Source organism: Actinomyces sp. SKVG-SVH-4(1), from assembly GCF_048514265.1.
Classification (GTDB): domain Bacteria; phylum Actinomycetota; class Actinomycetes; order Actinomycetales; family Actinomycetaceae; genus Actinomyces; species Actinomyces oris.
Genome location: NZ_JBGEVE010000010.1, coordinates 71,531 through 94,077 on the forward strand (window position 1 = coordinate 71,531; position 22,547 = coordinate 94,077).

At 71.2% G+C, this 22,547-nt stretch carries 16 protein-coding genes; 7 read left to right on the forward strand and 9 right to left on the reverse strand.

Annotated features, from left to right (window positions below; translation table 11 throughout):
- The first annotated feature begins 53 nt into the window (after window positions 1-53).
- Both AB7V09_RS09435 and AB7V09_RS09440 read left to right on the forward strand, forming a co-directional pair.
- Entirely contained in the window at window positions 54-530 is a 477-nt protein-coding gene (locus AB7V09_RS09435) for a hypothetical protein (protein WP_075414512.1), read from the forward strand.
- A 461-nt stretch (window positions 531-991) separates the two neighbouring features.
- A complete protein-coding gene (locus AB7V09_RS09440; RefSeq protein WP_143225316.1) occupies window positions 992-2,143 on the forward strand; it encodes a hypothetical protein in 1,152 nt (383 codons plus the stop codon).
- A 327-nt stretch (window positions 2,144-2,470) separates the two neighbouring features.
- Here AB7V09_RS09440 and AB7V09_RS09445 read toward each other — a convergent pair whose 3' ends face one another.
- Window positions 2,471-3,148, reverse strand: a complete 678-nt coding sequence (locus AB7V09_RS09445; RefSeq protein WP_070513412.1) for a uracil-DNA glycosylase — start codon at window positions 3,146-3,148, stop codon at window positions 2,471-2,473.
- 118 nt (window positions 3,149-3,266) lie between these two features.
- Here AB7V09_RS09445 and AB7V09_RS09450 point away from each other — a divergent pair, with 118 nt between their 5' ends.
- From AB7V09_RS09450 to groL, 3 genes are all read left to right on the forward strand, one after another.
- The gene (locus AB7V09_RS09450; protein ID WP_081386007.1) at window positions 3,267-3,905 is read left to right on the forward strand and encodes a LytR C-terminal domain-containing protein; all 639 of its coding nucleotides are present in this window, start codon (window positions 3,267-3,269) and stop codon (window positions 3,903-3,905) included.
- A gap of 6 nt (window positions 3,906-3,911) precedes the next feature.
- Window positions 3,912-5,399 carry a glycoside hydrolase family 15 gene (locus AB7V09_RS09455; protein ID WP_419143593.1) on the forward strand — a complete coding sequence of 496 codons (1,488 nt, stop codon included), beginning with the start codon at window positions 3,912-3,914 and terminating at the stop codon, window positions 5,397-5,399.
- A 315-nt stretch (window positions 5,400-5,714) separates the two neighbouring features.
- A complete protein-coding gene (gene groL, locus AB7V09_RS09460) occupies window positions 5,715-7,337 on the forward strand; it encodes a chaperonin GroEL (RefSeq protein WP_003788944.1) in 1,623 nt (540 codons plus the stop codon).
- A 228-nt stretch (window positions 7,338-7,565) separates the two neighbouring features.
- Here the strand turns inward: groL and AB7V09_RS09465 are convergent, their stop codons facing one another.
- The 7 genes from AB7V09_RS09465 to AB7V09_RS09495 all read right to left on the reverse strand — a co-directional run bounded on the left by AB7V09_RS09465 (window position 7,566) and on the right by AB7V09_RS09495 (window position 16,584).
- On the reverse strand, window positions 7,566-7,925 hold the full coding sequence (locus tag AB7V09_RS09465; protein WP_419143594.1) for a WXG100 family type VII secretion target: 360 nt from the start codon (window positions 7,923-7,925) through the stop codon (window positions 7,566-7,568).
- Window positions 7,926-8,130: 205 nt separating this feature from the next.
- On the reverse strand, window positions 8,131-9,540 hold the full coding sequence (locus AB7V09_RS09470) for a hypothetical protein (protein ID WP_419143595.1): 1,410 nt from the start codon (window positions 9,538-9,540) through the stop codon (window positions 8,131-8,133).
- A gap of 141 nt (window positions 9,541-9,681) precedes the next feature.
- Window positions 9,682-11,280, reverse strand: coding sequence for a sensor histidine kinase (locus tag AB7V09_RS09475; protein ID WP_009407667.1), 1,599 nt, complete (start codon window positions 11,278-11,280; stop codon window positions 9,682-9,684).
- On the reverse strand, window positions 11,280-12,017 hold the full coding sequence (locus AB7V09_RS09480; RefSeq protein ID WP_009407606.1) for a response regulator transcription factor: 738 nt from the start codon (window positions 12,015-12,017) through the stop codon (window positions 11,280-11,282). The genes AB7V09_RS09475 and AB7V09_RS09480 overlap by 1 nt, the downstream gene beginning before the upstream one ends.
- A 243-nt stretch (window positions 12,018-12,260) precedes the next feature.
- Window positions 12,261-12,863: an NYN domain-containing protein gene (locus AB7V09_RS09485; protein WP_043538398.1), complete on the reverse strand. Its 603-nt coding sequence runs from the start codon at window positions 12,861-12,863 to the stop codon at window positions 12,261-12,263.
- A gap of 474 nt (window positions 12,864-13,337) precedes the next feature.
- A complete protein-coding gene (locus AB7V09_RS09490) occupies window positions 13,338-14,186 on the reverse strand; it encodes a PspA/IM30 family protein (protein WP_075375619.1) in 849 nt (282 codons plus the stop codon).
- 220 nt (window positions 14,187-14,406) lie between these two features.
- On the reverse strand, window positions 14,407-16,584 hold the full coding sequence (locus tag AB7V09_RS09495) for a TPM domain-containing protein (RefSeq protein WP_419143596.1): 2,178 nt from the start codon (window positions 16,582-16,584) through the stop codon (window positions 14,407-14,409).
- Between the two features lie 112 nt (window positions 16,585-16,696).
- Between AB7V09_RS09495 and AB7V09_RS09500 the strand changes: the two genes are divergently transcribed.
- Window positions 16,697-17,605, forward strand: coding sequence for a type 1 glutamine amidotransferase (locus tag AB7V09_RS09500; RefSeq protein WP_419143597.1), 909 nt, complete (start codon window positions 16,697-16,699; stop codon window positions 17,603-17,605).
- A 73-nt stretch (window positions 17,606-17,678) separates the two neighbouring features.
- Here the strand turns inward: AB7V09_RS09500 and AB7V09_RS09505 are convergent, their stop codons facing one another.
- Complete coding sequence (locus tag AB7V09_RS09505; protein WP_419143598.1) at window positions 17,679-19,373, reverse strand: DNA repair helicase XPB; 1,695 nt, start codon at window positions 19,371-19,373, stop codon at window positions 17,679-17,681.
- 488 nt (window positions 19,374-19,861) lie between these two features.
- On the opposite strand from AB7V09_RS09505, the gene AB7V09_RS09510 reads away from it, so the two are divergent.
- On the forward strand, window positions 19,862-22,438 hold the full coding sequence (locus AB7V09_RS09510) for a helicase-associated domain-containing protein (RefSeq protein WP_419143599.1): 2,577 nt from the start codon (window positions 19,862-19,864) through the stop codon (window positions 22,436-22,438).
- Window positions 22,439-22,547 lie beyond the last annotated feature (109 nt).

Consider the following 22,547-nt stretch of genomic DNA (forward strand, 5'->3'; position numbering starts at 1 on the left):
GGTGGAGAGTTGTCCCCGTAGTCCTCCGAGCCGAGCGCCGTTACGTTGCCGTCATGATTATCTGGCGTGGCTGGGGCATTCTCAGCGTCTTCATTACCTTACTGGTGGCGGGCATTGTGGGGTCGACCTTCCAAGCGTTTCTTGGCAGCGGCAACACGTCGGTCTTTTTCGGGTATGGACTCGGGCTCATCCTGGCTGGGGTGGCCAACTACTTCTTCGGGCGTCAGGTGAATGAGCTTGCTCCCGCCAAGAAGATCGAGGCGTTCAAGGAGCAGATGCGACATGAGATGTGGGACCGGGTGGCTCACGGGTCCTTTCAGGTGGGGCCGGGAGCACCTCCGCCGGCAAACCGCGACGAGGCGCATCAGCAGGTCGAGCACGTCGTCGAGCAGGCGAGTGCGAACGCTGCGAAGGGTCTCCGTAACATCCACTCCGTTTTCTTCATCCCGGTCCAGTGGATCGGAGCGGTTGAGGGCGTGCTGGGAGTGGTCCTGATCGTGCTGTCGGTCGTGATGTCATTCTCCGGCTGATCTCCGGCTGAGCAGCCCTCACGGGCGCGAGTCCGCAGATGGGAGGTCCGGCGTCGGCCGGGCTGCTGCGCTGCTGGTCATAGAAGCGGCGTAGTCGGCCGACCTGCTGCGAGCCGATGCGGCGTACTACGCGTGGGGAGCTGCTGACTTCTGGGGTGCGAGGACCGGGAGCGGTGTACTGCACGAAGGTCGGGATCTACTGGGGGAGGGGTGGGTGTACTGCATGGGGGCCGGGGGTTCGTGCAGTGTGGATAACCCTTGACCAGTGGATCCCGACCCTCGTGGAGTAGGGCACTGTTGCAGTGCTTCGGTCGCCCGGCTCCGGGGCCAGCGGTTCCCAACCTTCGTGGAGTGTGGATTTCCAGGTCGGGTGCGGGACCACAGGCGCGCAAACTCGAGTTCAATCCACAGGGCTGATCGCAGTGGGTGCCCGACGCCGTCGCAGTGCGCAATCTTGAAACATGACTCCGCGACCATCCTCCCCCAGCACTGCCACCGACCTGCGTCCGCGCCTGCTGCATACATCGCGCCGCTCCCGCCGCGGCTGTCTTCCCTCACGTGCCTGGATCCGTCTGGCACGTGGTCACTACTGGCTGCCGGATCGTGACGCTGAGCGCTGGCAGCACCGTTACACCCTGTCCTTGGCTCGGGCCGTGGTGGCCCAGCGCGCCCAGCTGTCCACGGCCTATCTATCGCACACCTCGGCAGCCCTGGCGCTTGAGCTCGACATGTTCTCCCAAGAACCCGATGTCTACCTTGCGGTGTCCAGCGCCCCGCACCAGGTCCATACCTTTCTGCCTCGTATCTGGGTTCCGGCCCGCGGTACGCCCGTGCTGATCTCTGAGGGCCCCTCGGAGTCCTCCGGCTGCCGGGACGTCAATCTGTGGCGACGCCGTCTCGGGCTGATGCCGGACGAGATCGAGTCCGTGGGAGAGACGGTGACAACGACGGCGGTACGCACGGCCTACGACTGCGCCTTCGACGAACCAGCGCACAACGCGCTCGCCATTGCCGACTCCGTGCTGCGCCGCAGTTGTCAGCCGGACCGGGAGCGGCCCGAGCTGTGCTCGGCGGCGATTGATCGAGTGAGGCGTGAGTGGGCGCGCGCGCTCAAGCGTGAGCCAAGACGCCGCGGGGTGGCGCAGGCTCGGGCGGTGTTGGGCCTGGCGACGCCGTTCTCCGAGTCGGCGCTTGAGAGCGCGGTGCGCTGGCTGGTTCTGGTCCTGGGGCTGCCCGTCCCACGGGTTCAGTACCCCATCGATACTTCCGAGGGGCGTTGGTGGGTGGATATGTGTTGGCCCGGGAAAAGGATCGCTCTGGAGGCTGACGGCAGGAAGAAGTATCAGGGAGCAGAAGACCTGTGGAAGGAGAAACGGCGCCAGGATGGGATCGAGTCGCAGGGGTGGACGGTGCTGCGCGTGTCCTATGGAGACATGATGCGTCCAGACCGGCTCGGCGCGAAGATTCTGACGAGGTTCCCGCCCGGGGAGGTCGCGCACCTGCAGCGTCGGCAGGAGCTGGAATGGGCGGGGATGCGCCTGGAGGCAGGCCTGCGTGAGGCATCGTTGCTGGGGCAGCGGCTTCCCCGAGGATCGACTGGGTTCGTTCCGTGAGGCAAGGGTGGCGCTGTCTGCTGGCGGGGTCTGGGGACTGTGTACTGCACGAAGGTCGGGATCTACTGTCAGCCCACGCGACCGACAGCCGGTGACGGGGACTGTGTACTGCACGAAGGTCGGGATCTATTGGGGGAGGGTTGGGTGTACTGGATGGGGGTCGGGGGTTCGTGCAGTGTGGATAACCCTCGACCAGTGGATCCCGACCCTCGTGGAGTAGGCACTGTTGCAGTGCTTCGGTCGCCCTTCGCCGGCTGAGCAGCCCTCACGGGCGTGAGTCCAACGAAGGGACTGGCCTGCGTTGAGCGGGCCGGTCCCGACGTCGTTTCAGGGCAGGCGCCAGTCCACGGGCGCGGCCCCCATCTCGGTAAGGATCGCGTTGGCGCGGCTGAAGGGGCGCGAGCCGAAGAACCCGCGCGATGCCGACAGCGGAGACGGGTGCGGTGAGGCGATGATGGGGGTCTGCCCCAGCATCGGGGTCAGTGACTGCGCCGGCCTCCCCCACAGGATCGCCACGAGCGGGCCGCCGCGCTCCACCAGGGCCTCGATCGCCCGCTGCGTCACCTTCTCCCAGCCCCATCCCTTGTGCGAGGCCGGCGCCCCCGGGCGAACGGTGAGCACCCGGTTGAGCAGCATGACGCCCTGCCGGCACCACGGCGTCAGGTCCCCCGACGTCGGCCTGGGCACGCCCAGGTCACTGACCAGCTCGCGGAAGATGTTCTCCAGGCTGCGCGGCGGCTTGACGCCGGGCGCCACCGAGAAGCTCAGCCCCATGGGATGACCCGGGGTGGGGTAGGGGTCCTGGCCGACGATGAGGACGCGCACGTCCTCCATCGGGTAGGTGAAGGCGCGCAGCACGTCGGTCCCCGCCGGGAGGTACCCGACGCCGGAGGCCACCTCCTGGCGCAGCCGCTCCCCGATCTCATGGACCGTGGGCTCCACGGGGGCCAGGGCGCGCGCCCAGGAGGGATCGATGATCTCGGACAGGGGCTTGGCGGATGTCACGCCGCGAGCCTAACGGCCCACCTGCGGCTCCGCAGGATTCTGCCGGGCCCGATGTCACCGCCTTGTGAGCCGGACGTGGTGAGCAATACCCGACGAATGACGCTCGGACCGGTATCTTGTGAGCGTGAGCAACTATGACTACCCCGAGGACGAGTTCGACGTCGGCGATGATGACGGCCCGGTTCCTGTGGGCGTGCACCGTGCCCAGGTGCCCAGGTGGCGCAGCTGGGTGCCGCTGCTGGCGATCATCATCATTGTCCCGGCGCTCGCCTGGGGCGCGGTGACGCTGTTCCTCAACGGCTCAGGAGGCTCCGGCTCGTCGGACGCGGTCTCCTCCTCTCAGCCCGCCCAGGGCGGACAGGCCGGTGGCAACAAGAACGCGGACAACAAGGGCGACAAGGGTGACAAGGGCGGCGCCGCCTCGGCCAAACCCAGTGCCTCGGCCAGCGCCTCCGGCAACGTGGACTTCAACACCGGGGTCTCGGTGGCCAACGGGACGAACACCGACGGCCTCGCCAAGGGGGCCAGCGAGAAGCTCACTAACGGCGGCTTCACCGCGGTGGAGGTCATCCCCGGGATCTACGAGAACGCGGAGCCGGCCCAGTCGACGGTCTACTTCAGCTCCCCGCAAGCCCGGCCCGCGGCCGAGGAGGTCGGCAAGCGCCTCGGGATCAGCAACGTGGTGGAGGGCACCGCGGAGAACACCCAGGGCGCCTCGATCGCCGTCATCCTTCGTGACGACTACAAGCCTCAGTAAAGGGGCATGAGGCCACTGGCGCTTCCCGGGCGTCGTCGGTTCCTGGCTCTCGCCGCGGCGGTCCCGCTCACCGCCGCCGCGGTCCTCTGGGGCGGCTCGCGCCTGGTGGGCCTGGGCCGCCGCGCCCCGACGCTGCTGAGCGGCGGGCTCGTCGTGGGCCGGGGAGGGGTCCTGTACCCCCTGGCCCCGGGTGACACCGTTGCCTACGTCTCGGGGACCCGCCTGCCTCGGGCCCCCGAACCGTGGGGCCTGACGACCTCGCAGCAGAGCGCCCTGGCCCGTCAGGCGCTCGCCCGCCGCCAGGCTGCCCGCCTTCCTCAAGGCCGGTGGGCGGACCTGGCCGACGGCGCCCTGACCGACCTGCTGGCCTTGACCGGACCGGCACTCATGCCCGGTCCGATGATCCCCGCCGGCCCTGCTGACCCGTCTGTCGAACCTTCCGCCGGGCCGACGCCGCTCCCGACTCCCACCTCCGCCGGGGGCACCGGGCGGGAGGGGCGCGACTCGCGCGAAACCCTGCCGCCTGGGGCCGAGGTCTTCCCCCCGGGTGCGGTCGTGGCGGCGCCCATGAGCATCTGGCGCTACGTCTGGCCCCGGGACGCCGCCTTCGCCGCGGCCGCCCTCAGTGCCGTGAACCTGGCCGATGAGGCGCTGGGCGTTCTGGGCAACCTGGCCTCCTGGCAGCGGGCCGACGGCGGCTTCGAGGCCCGCTACACCAGCAGCGGCCGCGTGCCGGACAACCGCCCCGCCCAGGCTGACGGCGCCGGATGGTTCCTGTGGGCCTCGGGCCGGCTCCTGGCCGACGGCGTTCCCGCCGCCGACCTGCGTGACCGCCTGGGCGCGCCCCTGGCGCGCGCCGCCTCCCGGCTCCTGGGGATCACGGACACGCCCTCCCACCTGCCGGCGGCCTCGCCCGACTACTGGGAGGTCGCCGAGACGGTCCTCACCCTGGGGACGGCCGCTCCGGTGCTCCTGGGACTGGAGGCGGCGACGGCGCTGGCCCGGGCCGGGCTCGACCTCGGCGGACCCGCCCAGGCCCTGGCCGAGCGGGTGACAGCGGTGCGCAGCGCCATGGAGCGCAACTTCGCCCCCGCCTGGGGTCGCCACCTGCGGCGTGACGACGTCGACGCCGCCATCGCCCTGGTCTTGCCTCCCTTCACCCGGCCGCTGGCCGGGGCCCGAACAGTGCGGCAGACGGCGGCCGCACGCATGCACCGCCCCACCGGGGGCCTCGCCCCGGGAGCGGGCTGGCGCGATGACGGTATCTCCTGGACACCGGAGACCGCCCTCATGGCCTGGTCGGCCCTGGCGCTTGGAATGGAGGAGGAAGGGACCCGGCTGCTGGCATGGCTCGAGGCGCACCGCACCGCTGCCGGCGCCCTGCCGGAGAAGGTCCTGGCCGACGGCTCCTCGGCGGGGCCCGCGCCCCTGGCCTGGACCTGCGCACTCATCCTGCTGGCCACCGCCTCACGGGCCGAGGCCCCGCCCTCCTGACTCAGGCAGCGGCCCCGAGCCCACGACCGGCTGCGGGATCTCCTGCTGCCCACCCGCGGGCCCGGCAGGATTCCCTGCTTCGCCGTCGGAGGATTCAGTGCCGATGAGAACTGAGCTCCTTGCACTCAAGGGCTGAGAGTGCCAGCATTGCGGTTAGCACTCGGGCACCTCGAGTGACAAAGCATCCTTGAATGCACCAAGTTCATCCAGGCTGGAACGTGAGGGCCGGCGTCGGGCGTGACGTGAACGCCCGGAACCGATCCGTCCGTCGCGGGCACGAACCGGCCGCCCCTACCACGCAGTGGAGGAAACTCAATGTCCAAGATCATCGCCTTCGACGAGGAGGCCCGCCGCGGCATGGAGCGCGGCCTCAACACCCTCGCCGACACCGTCAAGGTCACCCTGGGCCCCAAGGGCCGTAACGTCGTGCTCGACAAGAAGTGGGGCGCCCCCACGATCACCAACGACGGCGTGACCATCGCCAAGGAGATCGAGCTCGAGGAGCCCTACGAGAAGATCGGCGCCGAGCTCGTCAAGGAGGTCGCCAAGAAGACCGACGACGTCGCGGGCGACGGCACCACCACCGCCACCGTCCTGGCCCAGGCCCTGGTGCGCGAGGGCCTGCGCAACGTCGCCGCCGGCGCCAACCCGATCGCCGTTCGCCGCGGTATCGAGAAGGCCGTCGCGGCCGTCGTTGAGCGCCTGCTGGCTGACGCCAAGGAGGTCGAGACCCAGGAGGAGATCGCGGCCACCGCCTCCATCTCCGCCGCCGACGAGCAGATCGGTGCCTTCATCGCCGAGGCCCTGGAGAAGGTCGGCCACGAGGGTGTCGTCACCGTCGAGGAGTCCAACACCTTCGGCCTCGAGCTCGAGGTCACCGAGGGTATGCGCTTCGACAAGGGCTTCATCTCCCCCTACTTCGTCACCGACCCCGACCGCCAGGAGGCCGTCCTGGAGGACGCCTACGTCCTGCTGGTCGAGTCCAAGATCTCCAACGTCAAGGACCTGCTCCCGCTGCTGGAGAAGGTCATGCAGACCGGCAAGCCGCTGGCCATCATCGCCGAGGACGTCGAGGCCGAGGCCCTGGCCACCCTCGTCGTCAACCGCATCCGCGGGACCTTCAAGTCCGTGGCCGTCAAGGCCCCCGGCTTCGGTGACCGCCGCAAGGCGATGCTGCAGGACATGGCCATCCTCACCGGCGGTACGGTCATCTCCGAGACCGTCGGCCTCAAGCTCGAGAACGCCACCCTGGAGGACCTGGGCCAGGCCCGCAAGGTCGTCGTCACCAAGGACGACACCACCCTGGTCGAGGGCGCCGGCGACAAGGAGGCCATCGAGGCCCGCACCGCCCAGATCCGCCTGGAGATCGAGAACTCCGACTCCGACTACGACCGCGAGAAGCTCTCCGAGCGTCTGGCCAAGCTGGCCGGCGGCGTGGCCGTCCTCAAGTCCGGTGCCGCCACCGAGGTGGAGCTCAAGGAGCGCAAGCACCGCATTGAGGACGCCGTGCGCAACGCCAAGGCCGCCGTCGAGGAGGGCATCGTCGCCGGTGGTGGCGTCGCCCTGCTCCAGGCCGCCGAGGTCCTCGACACCCTCAAGCTCGAGGGCGACGAGGCCACCGGCGCCGCGATCGTCAAGGTCGCCGTGGAGGCCCCGCTCAAGCAGATCGCTGCCAACGCCGGCCTCGAGGGCGGCGTGGTCGTGGACCGCGTGCGCAACCTGCCCACCGGTGAGGGCCTCAACGCCGCCACCGGCGAGTACGTCAACCTGCTGGCCGCCGGCATCGCCGACCCGGTCAAGGTGACCCGCTCCGCCCTGCAGAACGCCGGTTCCATCGCCGGTCTGTTCCTGACCACCGAGGCCGTCGTGGCCGACAAGCCTGAGCCCCCGGCCGCCCCGGCCGACGGCGGCGCCGGCGACATGGGTGGCATGTACTGATCGACGCGACTGCCGACGAGCCAGTCATCACCCGGTAGCCCGGCCGCGACGTCGGCCGGTCCCGGAACCACGGCGGGCCGTCTCTCACACACGTGAGGGGCGGCCCGCCACCGTATCCGTACCTGTCCGTACTGAGCGGGTCGGCTGGGCCTGTGACGGCAGGACCGGGTGGCGCTCACGCTGAGGCCGGACGGCGCAGTCCTGAGCGAGCCTCGCCGTCGGCGCCTCCTACCAGGCGCCCAAGGGCGCCGAGCCGGCGGCCGGTGCGGGAGCCGGTGCGGGCGCGGGAGCCGGCGTTGAGCCGGCGAAACGGCCCTGGTTGGAGGTCTCGGCGTCGTCGTAGCACACGGCGGCGTTGTCCAGGGCCAGGCTGATCTGATCGAGGTTGGACTGCACCTGGATCTGGGTGAGGTGCCAGTCGGCCGCGCAGGCGGCCATGGAGTCCGACGCCGTCCCGGTCCAGCAGGTCTGGAGCAGGCCGATGTCTCCCCGCATGCCATCGACCTCGGTCTGGATCGTCGCGATGCGGGTACGGGTCCGGGCGGCGGTGTCAGCCACCGCGGCAGTATCGACGGAGTAGGTGGGCATGAGGGGCGTCCTTTCGTGAGAGGCGGCCCGAGGGCCGTGCGCGGTGTGCTGGTGGTGCACCGAGGTGCGCGCTGTGCCTCTCACGGTAGGGGCCCGGCCGGTGGCGTACCGGGCGAGGATCCGGCCCTGTGGAGTGGGCCTGCAGATCGTGGCCTGTGGCCCCGCAGACGGCGGGCCGTCCCTGAGGGAAGGGGAGGCCGGAGCCTCAGAGGTCCCCGGCGCCGTCGTCGATGATCTCCTCGGTGATGGGGGCGATCTCGCCGGTGCGGGCCTCGCGCAGCTCCTTGGCCTCCTGGGTCTTGGCCCGAAGCTTCTCGGTGAGCTTGTCCCGCTCGGCCTGGACCCGGGCGCGGCGGTCCTCGCCGTCGTCGGAGCGGTTGCGTGAGCACATGAGCAGGTCCAGGTCGGCGATGCACGACTCCATGGAGGCGGTGTGCGTCATCGCCTCCTCGCCGTCCTTGTCCTCGCGCCCCTCGCCGCGCTCAGCGGGCGCCTCGACGGGGCGGCGTGCCGAGGCCACGGCCGGGATCCCGCGGGCGGGGGTGCGCGGCGAGGAGGCGCTCGACGGGGAGGAGGATGATGCCGGAGCCGCCGGCGATCCTGAGGACGCCGTGGTGGCCGGGGCGGCGGGTGTCGTTGCGCCCGACGGAGGGACCGTGGCCCGCAGGGCCCTGAGCTCGGTGGGATTCAGACGCAGGGTGTCGCCGTCCTGGGCGGGGCCGGCCAGAGGGTCCTCGGCGGGCAGCGCCTGGAGGCCCAGCGGAGGGGTGCGAGGGGCGCGTTCGGCGGCCTCGCCCAGCTGCCCGGGAACGGGGTCGGTGGCGCCGGCAGGATCGCCCACGGGGGCGGCCGGTGCGGGACGCGCCGGTTCCTGAGCGGCCCCGACCTCCGGGGCCGCCGGAACGGCCTGCGCTCCCTGCTCATCGGTGAGCTTGTCGAGCTTCTCGTGGAGACGTCGCTGCTCGGCCGCCAGGTTCTCGCGGGCCGGGTGCTCCCAGCGCTGGCCCAGCGGGGAGTGGAAGAGATGATCGCGGTCCAGCAGGCGGGAGACGATCGTCAGGCGGCCGCGCAGGTATTCCTCCACGGGGATGTGGGAGTACTCCTCGCGCAGAAGCCGCACGTACTCGGTGTAGGTCTGGGGGTCCACGGCCAGGGTGCCCAGGTCGGCGTCGATGAGGGCCTGGGCGTCGATGTCGTCATCGGCGAGCATGTGTCGCTTGAGGTTGACGATGAGGCTGCACACCCGCTTGACCGTCTCCATCGGGACACCCAGGTGACGCAGGTCGGCCTCGGCGAAGGCGGCCGAGGCGGTCTCGTCCTCGCCGCCGTTGCCGCGGATGACCTCCTCGACGTCGGAGGAGAAGACGCAGCCGTGGTACCAGCAGGCGACCCGCATGATGTCCGGGTCGTGCGACTCCTCGGCCAGCTCATCGACCCGCGCGAGCATGTCGATGAGGTGGCGAAGATTGTGGAAGCGACGATCCGGTGTGGACCAGCGCTCAATGAGGAGCTCGCCGGCGGAGCCGATCGCCTCTGGGGGCTGCGTGGCGCCGATCGCCTTCACCGAGCGGGTGAAGGCGGGCAGAAGCCATTGCGGTGCTTCGATAACACCCATGGGTCAGTCTCCGTGTTGGAAATGGAACGCGTGCCATCGTAGGACTGTCCTCGCCGTGACGTCGACGTGACACAGTGTCTGGCGTGCCACTCTTATCGTGATCGAGGCCCGCCAGCGCTGCCTGAGGTGCGGCGGCGAGGCCTACCAGGCCGGTGCGGGCGGCAGCTCGATGTGGACGGTGGCGCCGCCGCCGGGGGTCTGGAGCATCTGGACGGTGCCCTTGTGAGCGGCCACGATCCCCAGCACGATCGCCAGTCCCAGGCCGGAGCCTCCGGTCTCCCGGTTGCGGGAGGTGTCCGAGCGGTAGAAGCGCTGGAAGACCTTCTCGGCCGCCTCCGGTGGCACGCCGTGGCCGTGGTCGCGGACCTCGACGACGACGACCGGCTGCGCCGTCGGGTTGGCACGCGGGGGCGCCATGCCGATGGCGATCTCCACCGGCGTCCCGGAGGGGGTGTGTCGCACCACGTTGCCCAGCAGGTTGGTGAGGATCTGGGAGAGGCGGTCGCGGTCACCGATGACCTGGAGCGAGGGGGCCTCCTTGCCGGCGGCCTCGTCGCGGGGGTCGAGGGGGATGAGGCCGCAGTCGCGCTCGGGGGCCAGCACCATCATGTCGCTGAGGGCCCCGGCGGCCAGGTCGGTGAGGTTGACCGGCTCCATCGACATCTCCCGGCCCTCGTCGATCCGGGCCAGCTGGAGGAGATCGTCGACGAGGCGCCCCATCCGGTTGGACTCGGTCTCGATGCGCCCCATGACCTCACCGGTCTTGTTCGCGGGTACCCCGCCCATCCGGTAGAGCTCGCCGTAGCCGCGGATGGCGGCCAGGGGGGTGCGCAGCTCGTGGGAGGCATCGGAGACGAAGCGCGTCATCCGCTCCTGGGCCACGACCTGGGCGGCGAAGGAGCTCTCGTTCTGGGTGAGCATCGTGTTGATCGCCCGCTGCAGCGAGCCCACCTCCGTGGTGCGCGGCTCGGTGACCAGAATGCGTGCGGACAGGTCGCCGTGGGCGATCCGGGCGGCCACACTCTCGATCTGGCGCAGGGAGCGGAACGAGCGGTGGACCAGGTAGGTGGCGAAGAGGGCGCCCACCGAGATGATCGAGACGTCGGCCAGGGCCACCACGAGGCGGGTGCGCTCGACGGTCTCCATGACGTCGCTCAGCGGGAGGGCCAGGGCCACGGCACCGGTGTACTCGCCGGTGTTCTGGTCCCGGATGAGCAGGGTAATCATCCGCCACTGGTGGCCGGGCTGATCGGAGTTGACCGTCGTGATCGGGAAGTCGTTCTTGTCCGCGTGGGCCAGGGCGCGCCGGTAGTCCAGGCCCTTGATCTGTGGCCGGCCGTACGTGGCGGCAGTGTCCGGCGAGATCCACTCCCCGTTGCGGGTGGGGTCGAGGTACTCGGCCTTGACGTAGTAGTTCGAGGGGAAGGTGGTGCTGCTGGTCCCGCCCTCGCGGATCTGGGCCAGTCCCTGGCTCCCGATGGCCACGGAGGTGGTGCGCAGCTGGCTGTCGATCTGGCCCATCATGTGGCTGTAGAGCAGCGAGGTCACCACGAAGGAGACGACGATGAGCCCGATGGCGAGCAGACCGGTGGTCATGAGGGTCAGGCGCGTGCGCAGCGGCATTGCCTGCCAGGGCCGCTGAATCGCGGTGATCGGGTGCCATCGGCCCCGTTTGATCGGGCGGTGCTGCTTACCGGACGACTTGGCCGGGCGCGTGCTCCCCCCACGCGCCGCCGCCATCACTCGGCCTTGGGTTCGCGGAGCATGTAGCCGACTCCGCGACGAGTCTGGATGAGCGGGGTGACGGGCTGGCCGTCGGCGCCCTGGATCTGGTCCACTTTGCGGCGCAGGTAGGAGATGTAGGACTCCACGATCGCGGCGTCGCCGTTCCAGTCGTACTCCCAGACGTGATCGAGGATCTGGGCCTTGGACACGACGCGCCCGGCATTGAGCATGAGGTAGCGCAGGAGCTTGAACTCGGTGGGGGACAGATCCACCTCGACCTCGGCGCGGTACACCTCGTGGGCGTCCTCGTCCAGGACCAGGTCGGCCACGCGCACGACGCCGTCGTCCTGGTTCTCAATGGCGTGGGTGCGGCGCAGGATGGCGCGGATGCGGGCGATGACCTCCTCCAGCCCGAAGGGCTTGGTGACGTAGTCGTCGCCGCCGACGGTCAGGCCCTGGACCTTGTCCGCCATGTCGTCGCGGGCGGTCAGGAAGAGGATCGGGGTGGTCACGTCACGCTCGCGCAGGCGCCGGGCCACGGTGAAGCCGTCCATGTCGGGCAGCATGACATCGAGGACCACCAGGTCGGGGGATGTTTTCTCCACCGTCTTCAGCGCGCCGTTGCCGTCGCCTGCGATCGAGACCTCGAAGCCTGCGAAGCGCAGGGACGAGGCCAGCAGGTCGCGGATGTTGGGTTCATCGTCGACGACAAGGAGGTGAGCTTCGGTGCGGGACTGCTGGGAACGCTCCATGAGTCTCACCATTCCTTCAGTTTCTGGTCGTTTCCTGAACGACTTCCGAACGGTCGCTGTTGATAGGTCAAGTGGTTCGTGTGACCTCGCACCAATTGTAGACCCAGAAAGTCTTGGAATTCCCACAAAACGGGGGAGCTGTGTGGTTGCTGCTTGAACCGGGGTGATTGCCTGCGACTCTCCGGTGAGTCGGGCTGTGACATGAAGCGGGGCGGCGACACCTGTCGCCGCCCCGCCGTCGGGTCAGAGGAAGGCGAGAGGGTCGAAGTCCTCCAGCGGGATGATGCACACGCGCGGTAGCGGGATGGTGAAGGCCTTGACGTCACTCTCCAGGTCGTAGATCGTCAGGCCCTCGCCCTCCAGGGCGGCCAGCTGGGCGTTGAGGAACTCGCGGAAGCACAGGATCCCCACCGTGGCGCCGGCCTGCAGGAGCCGCTCGATGTGGGGGATGTAGTCGCCGTCGTGGCTGCCCAGCAGGACGTGGGCGTCCTGACCGGACTCGACCCGCTCGGCCAGCGCCTCCAGGGTGCGCTGAATACCGATGTCGACGACCTTTTCGTCGTTGCTTCCGGACCCGGCCAGCGGCACGGGGCGGTAGTCCATGGCCAGCAGGGCCTGGATGAAGCTCATGGGCATATGGCCGCTGGTGGCGTTGAGGAAGAACAGGGCGCGGGCCTCGTCCCCCTCACCCTCGGCGGCGTCGGCGGAGGACAGTTCGTCGCAGTATGCGAGGACCCGGTCCCAGCGGGGCCGCTCCTCAGGTTCGGGACGCCGCCCCAGCACGCTCATGCCGAGAGTGGCGTCAATGTTCTCGCCATCGACGAGAAGATAAGTCGGTACGCTCATGGGGCTCATGCTACCGGTCACGGCGTCCAGTAGCCTCCGACGACGCCCAAAGACACCGCACCGATACCGGCCTCCTGATGCCCGTGACGCCGATGGGTGCGGTCTGCGCGGTCGGGGAGAAAGCTCGCCCGGTGGGGACGTTCGACGCCGTCGGGTGCGGTTTGCGCGGTCGGGGACAAAACCTTCCCGGCGGGGACAAAACCTTCCCAGCGGGGACGATCGACGCCGTCGGGTGCGGAAATCCTGTCCCCGCAGGCGTGGGATGTCCCTGGCCGGGACGGACTGTCCCCGGGCGCGCGGAATGTCCCCGGCCGGGGCCCGTGTCGGCCCGGGGCGGCCCGGGTCGGCCTGTGTCGGCGGGCGTCGGCCGACGTCGAGGCGCACGAAGCCGCCCGGCACTCATCGGGATGACGAGCACCGGGCGGCTTGCGGGGCTGAGGCGCCGGGGGTGCGGCGAGGTCAGCTCAGCTCAGATCAGTAGGAGGAGGTCTCCTCGCCGGCCGGCTGACCCTGGTTCTTCAGGGCCGCGAAGGCGGCGTTGATCGCCTCGTCGTCACCGTCGGTGATCTGGGCGGGGGCCTGCTGCTGGGCGCCGGGAAGGGCCGGGTTCTGCCCGGACTTCAGGGCCGCCAGACGGGCCTCGGCCTCCAGACTGGTGCCGGAGGCCTCGAGCTCGGCGAACTGGGACTCCAGGGAGGAGCCGGCCAGCTCCATCTGCCCGGCGGCCTGGGCCTCGACCCGACGCACCTGGTCCTCGTAGCGGGACAGCTCGCTGGTGGGGTCCAGGACGTTGATGGAGCGGATGGCGCCCTGCACCTTGACCTGGGCCTCGGCGGTCTTCTGACGGGCGATGAGCTGGTCGCGCTTGGAGCGCAGCTCGCCGAGCTTGACCTCCATCTGCTGCAGGCCGGTCTTGAGCTGCTCGACGACCTGACGCTGGGAGGCGATCATCGGCTCGGCGGCCTTGGCCTCGTTCTCCGCCGTGATCTGCTTGGTCAGCGCGATCTTGGCCAGTGAGTCCCACTTGTCCGCGCCGGCCGTGTCACCGCCGGAGCGCAGCTGGTCGGCCTTGCGGGAGGCGGCCAGGGCCTTGTTGCCCCAGTCCTTGGCCTCGGCGACGTCGGCGTCGTGGTCCTTCTCCGCCAGGCGCAGGTTGCCGATCGTCTGGGCGACGGCGTCACGGGCCTCGGCGATGGACGCCGTGTAGTCCCGCACCAGCTGGTTGAGCATCTTCTCCGGGTCCTCGGCGCGGTCCAGGAGCGCGTTGATGTTGGCGCGGGTGAGCTGGGCGATGCGCCCCAGGATCGACTGCTTCTCAGCCATGGTTGTTCGTCCTTCCGTCGAGCTGCGACGTCGGTGTGGGCAGATAGTGGGCAGGTATGGACCCGGCGCTCGCCGGGTGGTCGCCAGGTGGTGGCCGGTGGGCCAGGCGAATCAGGCGTCATGATCGCAGGTCCCGGCGCCCGGCGTCATGCGGGCGGGGGCCGCATCGCTCAGGGCATGACTGGCGGGCGAGTGAGGCAGGCGGTCGGGAGGACGCGGCTCAGAAGTCGCCGCCACCGTCGAAGAAGCCGCCGCCTCCACCCGAGAAGTCCCCGCCGCCGGAGAAGAAGCCGCCGCCTCCGCCCCAGTCGCTGTCGTGGTGGTGGGAGCTCCAGCCGCCGTAGTTGTGGCCGCCGCCCAGCAGCAGCCCGCCCAGCAGGAGAGAGCCCAGGTCGAGCCCGCCGCCTGAGCGGCCGTAATCGCGGGAGTAGGAGTAGCGCTCACCGGAGTTCGGGCTCCACGAGCTCGACGATCCGCGCACGTCGGCCTCGGCCAGGGCCTGGGCCTGGGCCACGAGCGGCTCGGCCGCCGCGACCTCCGCCAGGGCGGCCACCGGGTCAGTGGTCTGGACGGTGGTGGCGGCCGTGGCGTGACGGGCGGCCTCACTGAGCGCGGTGCGCGCCGAGGGGCCCACCGCCCCGCGATAGGTGGTGATGTAGGAGGTCACAGACTCCACCTGGGAGTTGAGGCGGGCCAGGCGCGAGCCCAGGGAGGCCCGGGCGCGCGAGTCGTTCTCCTCGCGCTCGCGGGCCGGGGCCAGGGCAGCGTCGATGGCGGCCTCGGCCCGGGCCAGATGGTCCAGGGCGGCCAGGGGATCGCCGCTCGGGTTGGCACCACTGGCCTGACGGCCCTCGGCGACGGCGGCCTCGGCGTCGGCCACGAGCGGGGCCAGGGTCGCCGCCGGCACCGCGCCCTCCAGGCGTTTGGCGTCCACCAGGTCCGAGGAGATCGAGGCGATGGCCGCCTCCAGGTCCTTGGCCGCGCTCTGGAGGCGCTCGCGGGCCCCGGTGACCTGGGCGGCCAGCTGTCCGGCCTGGGCGATGGAGCCCTGGGCGATGCGGACCTGCTCGACCGCCGTCGCCTCCTGGGAGGCCTCGACGCTGGCGCGGGCCTGGTCCAGGGCGGTGCGCCCGGCGGCCAGCAGGCGGCGGGCCTGCTCGGGGGCCTGGGCCACACTGGTCAGGGAGGATGCGGGATAGGCGGCGCTGAGCGTCACCAGGATCGTCTCGGCCATGACGATGGCCTGCTCGGTCTCATCGGCGCGCTGGGCGGTCTCGGCGATCGACGTCGGCAGGTTCGCCTCGATGCCGCGCCGCTTGTTGAAGGCCTCCTCCTGAGCGCGGATCTCACCGACCGCCTCCGAGCAGTGCTGGAGGATCTCGGTGTACATCTGGCGCTGCTGCGGCTCGGTCTCGGGGATGTCGTCGTCGAGGATCTTGCGCAGCTCGAAGCACCGCGACAGGTGCTTGCGGGCGCTGTCCAGGGCGGCGGTGAAGGCGTCCGTGGCGGACAGGCCGAACTGCGCCTGCGCGTAGGACAGCTCCTCGGCGGCGGCGCGCACCGTGTCATCGGCCTGGACCAGGGCGCTGCCGGCCTGGGTGCGCAGCTGCTCCACCGTCATCGCCGCGGGGCCCGCGGGCTGGTTGCCGGGGGCGCCGCCCTGATTCCTGCGCTTGCCGAACAGCATGTCGTCGTTCTCCTTGTTCTTCCTGCGCTTGTACACCGTCCAGGCGGCGGCCCCGCCGGCCGCGACCGCGCCCCCGCCCAGCAGGAGCGGAAGCGCCGAGGAGCCTGAGTCACCCGAGCTGCCCGAGCCCGATGAACCGGACATGTTGTCCGGGATGGCGGCCACGGCGTCGTCATAGTTGCCTGCGCTGAGCTGCTTCTTGATGGCCGAGTCGATCCGTTTGTAGTCGGACTCGGAGAACTTCGAGGAGTTGTCGTGCGCCTGCAGCTTGTAGCTCTTCGAGGCCGAGCCGTCGGAGGGGATGTTGATGACCAGGAGCATGTCGTCGCGTCCCAGCTTCGTGTCCTTGAAGGCCTGCGCGGCGATGGCGGAGGCCTTCTGACTGGAGTCGGAGACGGTCAGCACCCACAGGCCCACGCCGTGCTTGGAGGACATGGTGTCCACGGCCTGCTGGGCCTTGGAGGCATCCAGGATCCCGAGCTCATCGGTGACGTGCTCGGTCAGGGTGGTCGACGCCGCCGAGAGGGCCCGGGGCACGCCCGCCGAGGTCTGTGCGGAGGAGGCCAGGGCCAGGGATGCGGAGCCGGGCATCGTCGGAGCGGCCGCGGCGCCGGCAGAGAGCCCCAGCAGCCCCAGGGCGGCCGTCGTCGCGACGCCGGAAAGGGCCATCTGGTGCCAAGAACGGGGGAGTGGGGGCTGCTGGTTCTTCATCCGGGTCATCGTCCCCGCCGGGTGAGGGTGTGAGCAAGTCGTTTCGCCTCAGGCGGCACGCCTGCGCCTGTCACCGCGCGCAGGCAACCGAACCGGCGGCAGAATGTCGCCCATGACTGACACGCTCACGATCACCGTCATCGAGCCCGAGGAGCTCGCGCCCGTGGGGCGCCTGGGGGAGTGGCTCTTCGCCGAGGGCGCCTCGCTGCGCATGGTGCGCCCCTGGCGGGGCGAGCCCATCCCCTCACTGGACGAGATCGGCGACGGCCTCGTCGTGCTGGGCGGCTCCATGAGCGCCCACGATGAGGGCGAGCACCCCTGGCTGGCGGACCTGCGTGAGCTGCTGCGCGGCGTCGTCGCCGACGACGTCCCCGCCATCGCCATCTGCCTGGGTGCCCAGGTGGCCGCCGAGGCCCTCGGGGGCTCCACGGCCGTGCCGGCGCTGGGCAACGACGAGGTCGGCGTCGTCGAGCTGACCATCACGGCCGCCGGTGAGAGCGACCCGGTCTTCGGGGCCGTCGCCGCCGAGGCCATCCGCGCCGCCCACCGCGCCGGAATCTCCACCTCCGACGGCACCCGCCTGCCCGTCATCGTCTCCCACCACGACGCCGTCACCCACCTGCCTGAGGCCGCCACCCTGCTGGCCTCCTCCGACCGCTCCCCGGTCCACACCTGGCGGGCCGGGCGGCTCCTGGCCTTCCAGCACCACCCCGAGTCCGACCCGGCGCGCGTGGCCTACTGGCGCACCCGCGACGCCCTCAACGACCTGGCCGGCACCATGGACGCGGCCGCCCTCCAGGCCGCTCGCGACGCCCTGGAGGTGGCCGCCGGCCGGAGTGCCGCGCCGGGCGCCGCCGGAACCCACGGGGCCACGGCCGCCGACCTGCCCGAGGCGGCCGCGAGCGCCGGGGCCGCCGCCCGTGAGCAGGCCGAGCGGGTCGACCCCGCCATCCAGGCCTTCGGCCGCAGCCTGGCCCGCGTCCTCGTGCGCAACGTGCGCGCCCGCCGCCTGGCGCGCTGACCGGGCTGCCGGCCCTCACCGGCCCGGCCGGCTCGGTTCGTCCGGGTGCGCCTCGTTCGCCGTCGGGCAGGGTTCAGCTGTTCCCGGTGAGGTCCTCGGCGTCGATGATGGCGTAGGCGTAGCCCTGCTCGGCCAGGAAGCGCTGCCGGTGGGCGGCGTACTCCTGGTCGGCGGTGTCGCGGGCGACGACCGTGTAGAAGTGGGCCTGGCGGCCGTCCTCCTTGGGGCGCACGATCCGTCCGAGCCGCTGGGCCTCCTCCTGGCGCGAGCCGAAGGAGCCCGAGACCTGGATCGCCACGCTCGCCCCGGGCAGGTCGATGGAGAAGTTCGCGACCTTGGAGACCACGAGCGTGCGGATCTCCCCGCAGCGGAAGGCGTCGTAGAGGCGCTGGCGCTCGCGCACCGTCGTCGCCCCGGTGATGACGGGGGCGTCCAGGTGCTCGGCGATCTCGGTGAGCTGGTCCACGTACTGGCCGATGACCAGGGCCGACTCGCCTTCGTGGCGGGCCAGGAGGGCCTCGATGATCGGCAGCTTGCGCGGTGAGCAGGCGGCCAGGCGGTAGCGCTCGTCGGGCTCGGCGGTCGCGTAGGCCATGCGCTCACCGGCGTCGAGGGTCAGGCGCACCTCGGTGCAGATCGCCGGAGCGATCCAGCCCTGGTTCTCCAGGTCCTTCCAGGGGGCGTCGTAGCGCTTGGGGCCGATGAGGCTGAAGACCTCGTCCTCGCGGCCGTCCTCGCGCACGAGGGTCGCCGTCAGACCCAGGCGGCGGCGCGCCTGCAGGTCCGCGGTCATACGGAAGATCGGGGCTGGCAGGAGATGGACCTCGTCATAGACGATGAGCCCCCAGTCATGGGAGTCCAGCAGGTCCAGGTGCGGGTAGACGCCCTTGCGGCGAGTGGTGAGCACCTGGTAGGTGGCGATCGTGACGGGGCGGACCTCCTTGCGCGAGCCGGAGTACTCGCCGATCTCCTCCTCGGTCAGGGAGGTGAAGCGGATGAGCTCCTCCTTCCACTGACGCGCCGAGACCGCGTTGGTGACCAGGATGAGCGTCGTCGTCGAGCTCTTGGCCATGGAGGCTGCGCCCACGAGAGTCTTGCCGGCCCCGCAGGGCAGGACGACCACGCCCGAGCCCCCCGCCCAGAAGCTCTCCACCGCCTCGCTCTGGTAAGGGCGCAGCTGGAAGGTGTCGGGGGAGTCGCTCAGGGTGATGGGGTGGGCCTCGCCGTCGACGTAGCCGGCCAGGTCCTCGGCCGGCCAGCCCAGCTTGATGAGCACCTGCTTGAGGTGGCCGCGCTCGGAGGGGTGGACGACGACGTCGGCCTCCCCGAGCCGCGTCCCCAGCAGGCCCTTGGTGCGCTTGGAGCGCATGACCTCCTCCAGGACCGGCACGTCGGTGGCGTGCAGGACCAGGCCGTGGGCGGGGTCGGTGAGCAGCTGGAGGCGGCCGTAGCGGCTCATCGTCTCGGCGATCTCGGTGAGCAGTGCGTGCGGCACCGGGAAGCGCGAGTAGGTGATGAGGGTGTGGACGACCGTCTCCGCGTCCAGGCCCGCGGCGCGCGCGTTCCACAGGGCCAGCGGCGTGATCCGATAGGTGTGGATGTGCTCGGGGGCGCGCTCCAGCTCGGCGAAGGCGGCGATGGCGCGGCGGGCCTGCCCGGCCTGGGGGTGGGCGACCTCCAGGAGGACGGACTTGTCGGACTGGACGATGAGCGGGCCGTCGGGGGCCGAGGGCGCCGGGGACGCAGGATCGCTGGGCGTGGCGGACATGGGCGGGAGTATCCCAAGCCGGGGCAGCGCGCCGCCGTGACGGAGGAGACGTTCCTCTTCCAGCGGGAGGGGCTGCTTCGGGCGGAAGGGGCGGGCCGGCGTCATGCCTGGGCGCGAGTGCAGCTGACAGCGCTCAACCAACAGTGATGACACATCCATTCGCGTCATGCCCGGGCGCGCGGCGGACGGGCCGGATCCTGGGCTCGTGCGGCGGCGCGCGAGCCGTGGGGTGCGGGCCCGAGTCCCGGATGCGGGTTGGAAGGCTCTACAAGGTGCCAGAAACGGTGACATCTGTGGAGCCGTGTCCAAATCGGTGACAAAGGCGCGAGGCTCGCTGCGGCCTGCGAAAGAAAACCGCATGATCCTGCGGTTCGTGTTGCTGGCCTCAGGGGCGGTCAGGTCCCTTTGTATCCGATGTGGACACCGGCGCCCTTCATCCAGGCTCCCCGCTCTGTCCGTGACTGGGACGGGGGCGTATTTTGGTGCGGATGAGCCCTTCCGCCTCCACCCAGGACCTCGCCGTGCACCTGACGGCGCTGCCGGACCGCGAGGTCGCCGCCCTGCTGGTGGCGCGCCCGGACCTCGCCGCGCCGCCGTCCTCCTCCTTCCTGGCGCTGGCGACCCGCGCGGGGACCCCGGGCAGCATCGAGCAGGCCCTGGCCGGGCTGGATGCGCCGACGCTGGCCGTGGCTGAGGCGGTCGTGGCTCTCAACCGGCCCGAAGAGTCGCGCCGGGCGGGCGGGGCCGGGCCGACCGAGGTTGCCGAGGTGGTCGGGAACAGGCGGGTCGGCGGTGCCGGTGGGGATGGTGGCGAACCGGCCGGCGGTGAGCCTCTCGGCTGTCCCTCAGACCATCCGGCCACCCCGGCCGACAAGGCCGATCGGGCCGGCCTGGACAATGCGGCCAGTGTTGACCTGGCCGGGCTGGTCGCAGCCCACCTCCCGTTGTCTGCCGAGCAGGTCACCGAGGCATTGGAGCACCTGGGCCGGCTGGCGCTCGTCATCGAGGGCAGGCCCGTGGCCGCGCTCGAGGCGGCCTTCGGGCCACACCCCTTCGGCCTGGGGCCCTGGGCCGCTGAGCCCCTGAGCACTGAGCAGCTGCCACCCACCCTGGAGGAGCTGAGCGAGGACGCCGCCGGTGGAGGCGGCAAGCCGGTCATCTCGGCAGCCTCTGTGGAGATGCTCCAGGCCCTCACCTGGGGGCCGCCCGCCGGCACCCTGCGCGCGGGCGGCACCGCACCGGGTGCGGCCCCGCTCATCGAACGCGGCTGGCTGGAGCGCAGCAGCGATGCCCACGGGCGCACCCGCTTCATCCTGCCGCGCCAGGTCGCCCTCGCCCTGCGTGGCGGCCGCCTGACCCGTGAGCCCCTGACCACCCCCGAGGCCGGCGACCTGGAGGCGGTGGGCGCCGACGTCGTCGCCTCCGAGGCCTCCTTCCACGCCGAGGAGACTGTCCGGCTCGTGGCCGCCCTCCTGGAGGAGTGGGGCCGCGAGGGCGGGATGATTCGCCGCACCGGCGGAGTGAGCGCGCGCGCTCTGGCGCGCACCGCCGACGCCCTGGGCCTGGAGGCCGACGACGCCGCCCGCATCATCGAGATCGCCGCGAGCGCCGGGCTCCTGGGGCTCGACGAGGACGGCGCCGCCTGGGTGCCCTCCTCCCTGGCCGCCGGATGGCTCACCGACAGCCTCCCGCAGCGCTGGGCGCCGCTCGCCCTGGCCTGGTCGGGCAGCGCCCGCACCCCCTGGCTGACGGGCACCCGCGATGACGACGGCACCTTGCGCGCCGTCCTCAGCCCGGACTTGGAGGCCGGGTGGGCGGCGCGACTGCGCGCCCGGGTGCTCGCCCTCCTGGGTGACCTCCCGCCAGGCGCCAGTGCGACCCCCGCCTTCGTGCGGGCGGCCCTGACCTGGCAGAGCCCCCGGCGCACCATCCCCGGCGGGGCCATCTCCGCGGTCCTGGCCGAGGCCGAGACCCTCGGGGTCACCGGCGGCGGGGCGCTCACCGAGGCCGGCAGGATCCTTGCCCGACGTGCTGCGGCGAGCCTCGACGAGCAGGCCCCCGGACTCAGCGGCGGCCCCACCGACCCCGGAGACGCAGGCCGCGCCGAGGAGGCGGGCGGTGAGGCACACGCCGTGCCGCTGTCGGATGACCAGGCCCTCACCGCCCTGGAGGCGGCGCTCGCCGCAGACCTGCCGGCCGCCGTCGAGATGATTCTCGTCCAGTCCGACCTCACTGCCATCGTGCCGGGCCGCCCCGCCCCCGAGCTGGCCGCGCTGCTGGAACGTACGAGCGTCGTCGAGTCGCGCGGCGGGGCGCTCACGGTGCGCTTCACGCCCGAGTCGGTGCGCGGCGCGCTTGACGTCGGCTACCGGGCCGAGGAGATCACCCAGGAGATCGGCCGCTACAGTCCCACGCCCCTGCCGGACTCGCTGAGCGTGCTCATCCAGGACGCCGCCCGCCACCACGGGGCGGTGCGCGTGCGGGCCGTGTCCGCGCTGCTGCGGATCGGCGACGAGGCCACGGCCGCCGGGCTCCTGGCCGAGCCGCGCCTGCGGGACCTCGGCCTGGATCAGGTGGCTCCCGGGATCCTCGTGGCCACGGCCAGCGCCGGGCAGGTGCTGCGCGAGCTGCGTGCCACCGGGCTGGCGCCGGTGACCGAGGACGCCAGCGGCCACCTGGTGGTCGGGCCGGCCACCGCGCAGCAGGCCCGCCGGGCCCCTGAGCCGACGCGCCCCGGCAGCGAGCACTCGGTGCGACGACGTCGGCCCGGGAGGCGTGAGCTGACGACCCTCGTGGGGCGGCTGCGTGTGGGTCAGGAGGCGCTGCAGGCCGCGGGGGAGACGGCTGTGGCCACCGACCCGGTGCACGCCCTGGCGGTGCTGCGCCAGGCCCAGTCCTCGCGCTCGCGGCTGCGGCTGAGCCTGGCCGGCCCCGACGGCGCCGTGCAGGAGCGGCAGGTGCGGGTCATGGCCGTGGAGCCCGGGCGGGTGCGCCTGCGCGACGTCGTGCGTGAGACCGAGCTGACCGTGGCCGTCCACCGCATCGTCTCGGTCGAGGCGAGCTGACGGTTCACTCACTTACCAACAAAATCTTCATAATCGACGCGTATCTGTGTCGATTCTGAAGATTCGGTCGAAGTGTGGGAGGGCGGGCCGGTGTGCCCAGGCCAACCCG

Bases quoted from the DNA above. Each gene is read 5' to 3' on its own strand.
- AB7V09_RS09495 (WP_419143596.1), bottom strand. From the start codon at position 16,584: ATGAAGAACCAGCAGCCCCCACTCCCCCGTTCTTGGCACCAGATGGCC.
- AB7V09_RS09480 (WP_009407606.1), bottom strand. From the start codon at position 12,017: ATGGAGCGTTCCCAGCAGTCCCGCACCGAAGCTCACCTCCTTGTCGTC.
- AB7V09_RS09510 (WP_419143599.1), top strand. From the start codon at position 19,862: ATGAGCCCTTCCGCCTCCACCCAGGACCTCGCCGTGCACCTGACGGCG.
- AB7V09_RS09440 (WP_143225316.1), top strand. From the start codon at position 992: ATGACTCCGCGACCATCCTCCCCCAGCACTGCCACCGACCTGCGTCCG.
- AB7V09_RS09485 (WP_043538398.1), bottom strand. From the start codon at position 12,863: ATGAGCGTACCGACTTATCTTCTCGTCGATGGCGAGAACATTGACGCC.
- AB7V09_RS09490 (WP_075375619.1), bottom strand. From the start codon at position 14,186: ATGGCTGAGAAGCAGTCGATCCTGGGGCGCATCGCCCAGCTCACCCGC.
- AB7V09_RS09455 (WP_419143593.1), top strand. From the start codon at position 3,912: ATGAGGCCACTGGCGCTTCCCGGGCGTCGTCGGTTCCTGGCTCTCGCC.
- AB7V09_RS09475 (WP_009407667.1), bottom strand. From the start codon at position 11,280: ATGGCGGCGGCGCGTGGGGGGAGCACGCGCCCGGCCAAGTCGTCCGGT.
- AB7V09_RS09465 (WP_419143594.1), bottom strand. From the start codon at position 7,925: ATGCCCACCTACTCCGTCGATACTGCCGCGGTGGCTGACACCGCCGCC.
- AB7V09_RS09505 (WP_419143598.1), bottom strand. From the start codon at position 19,373: ATGTCCGCCACGCCCAGCGATCCTGCGTCCCCGGCGCCCTCGGCCCCC.
- groL (WP_003788944.1), top strand. From the start codon at position 5,715: ATGTCCAAGATCATCGCCTTCGACGAGGAGGCCCGCCGCGGCATGGAG.
- AB7V09_RS09500 (WP_419143597.1), top strand. From the start codon at position 16,697: ATGACTGACACGCTCACGATCACCGTCATCGAGCCCGAGGAGCTCGCG.
- AB7V09_RS09435 (WP_075414512.1), top strand. From the start codon at position 54: ATGATTATCTGGCGTGGCTGGGGCATTCTCAGCGTCTTCATTACCTTA.
- AB7V09_RS09470 (WP_419143595.1), bottom strand. From the start codon at position 9,540: ATGGGTGTTATCGAAGCACCGCAATGGCTTCTGCCCGCCTTCACCCGC.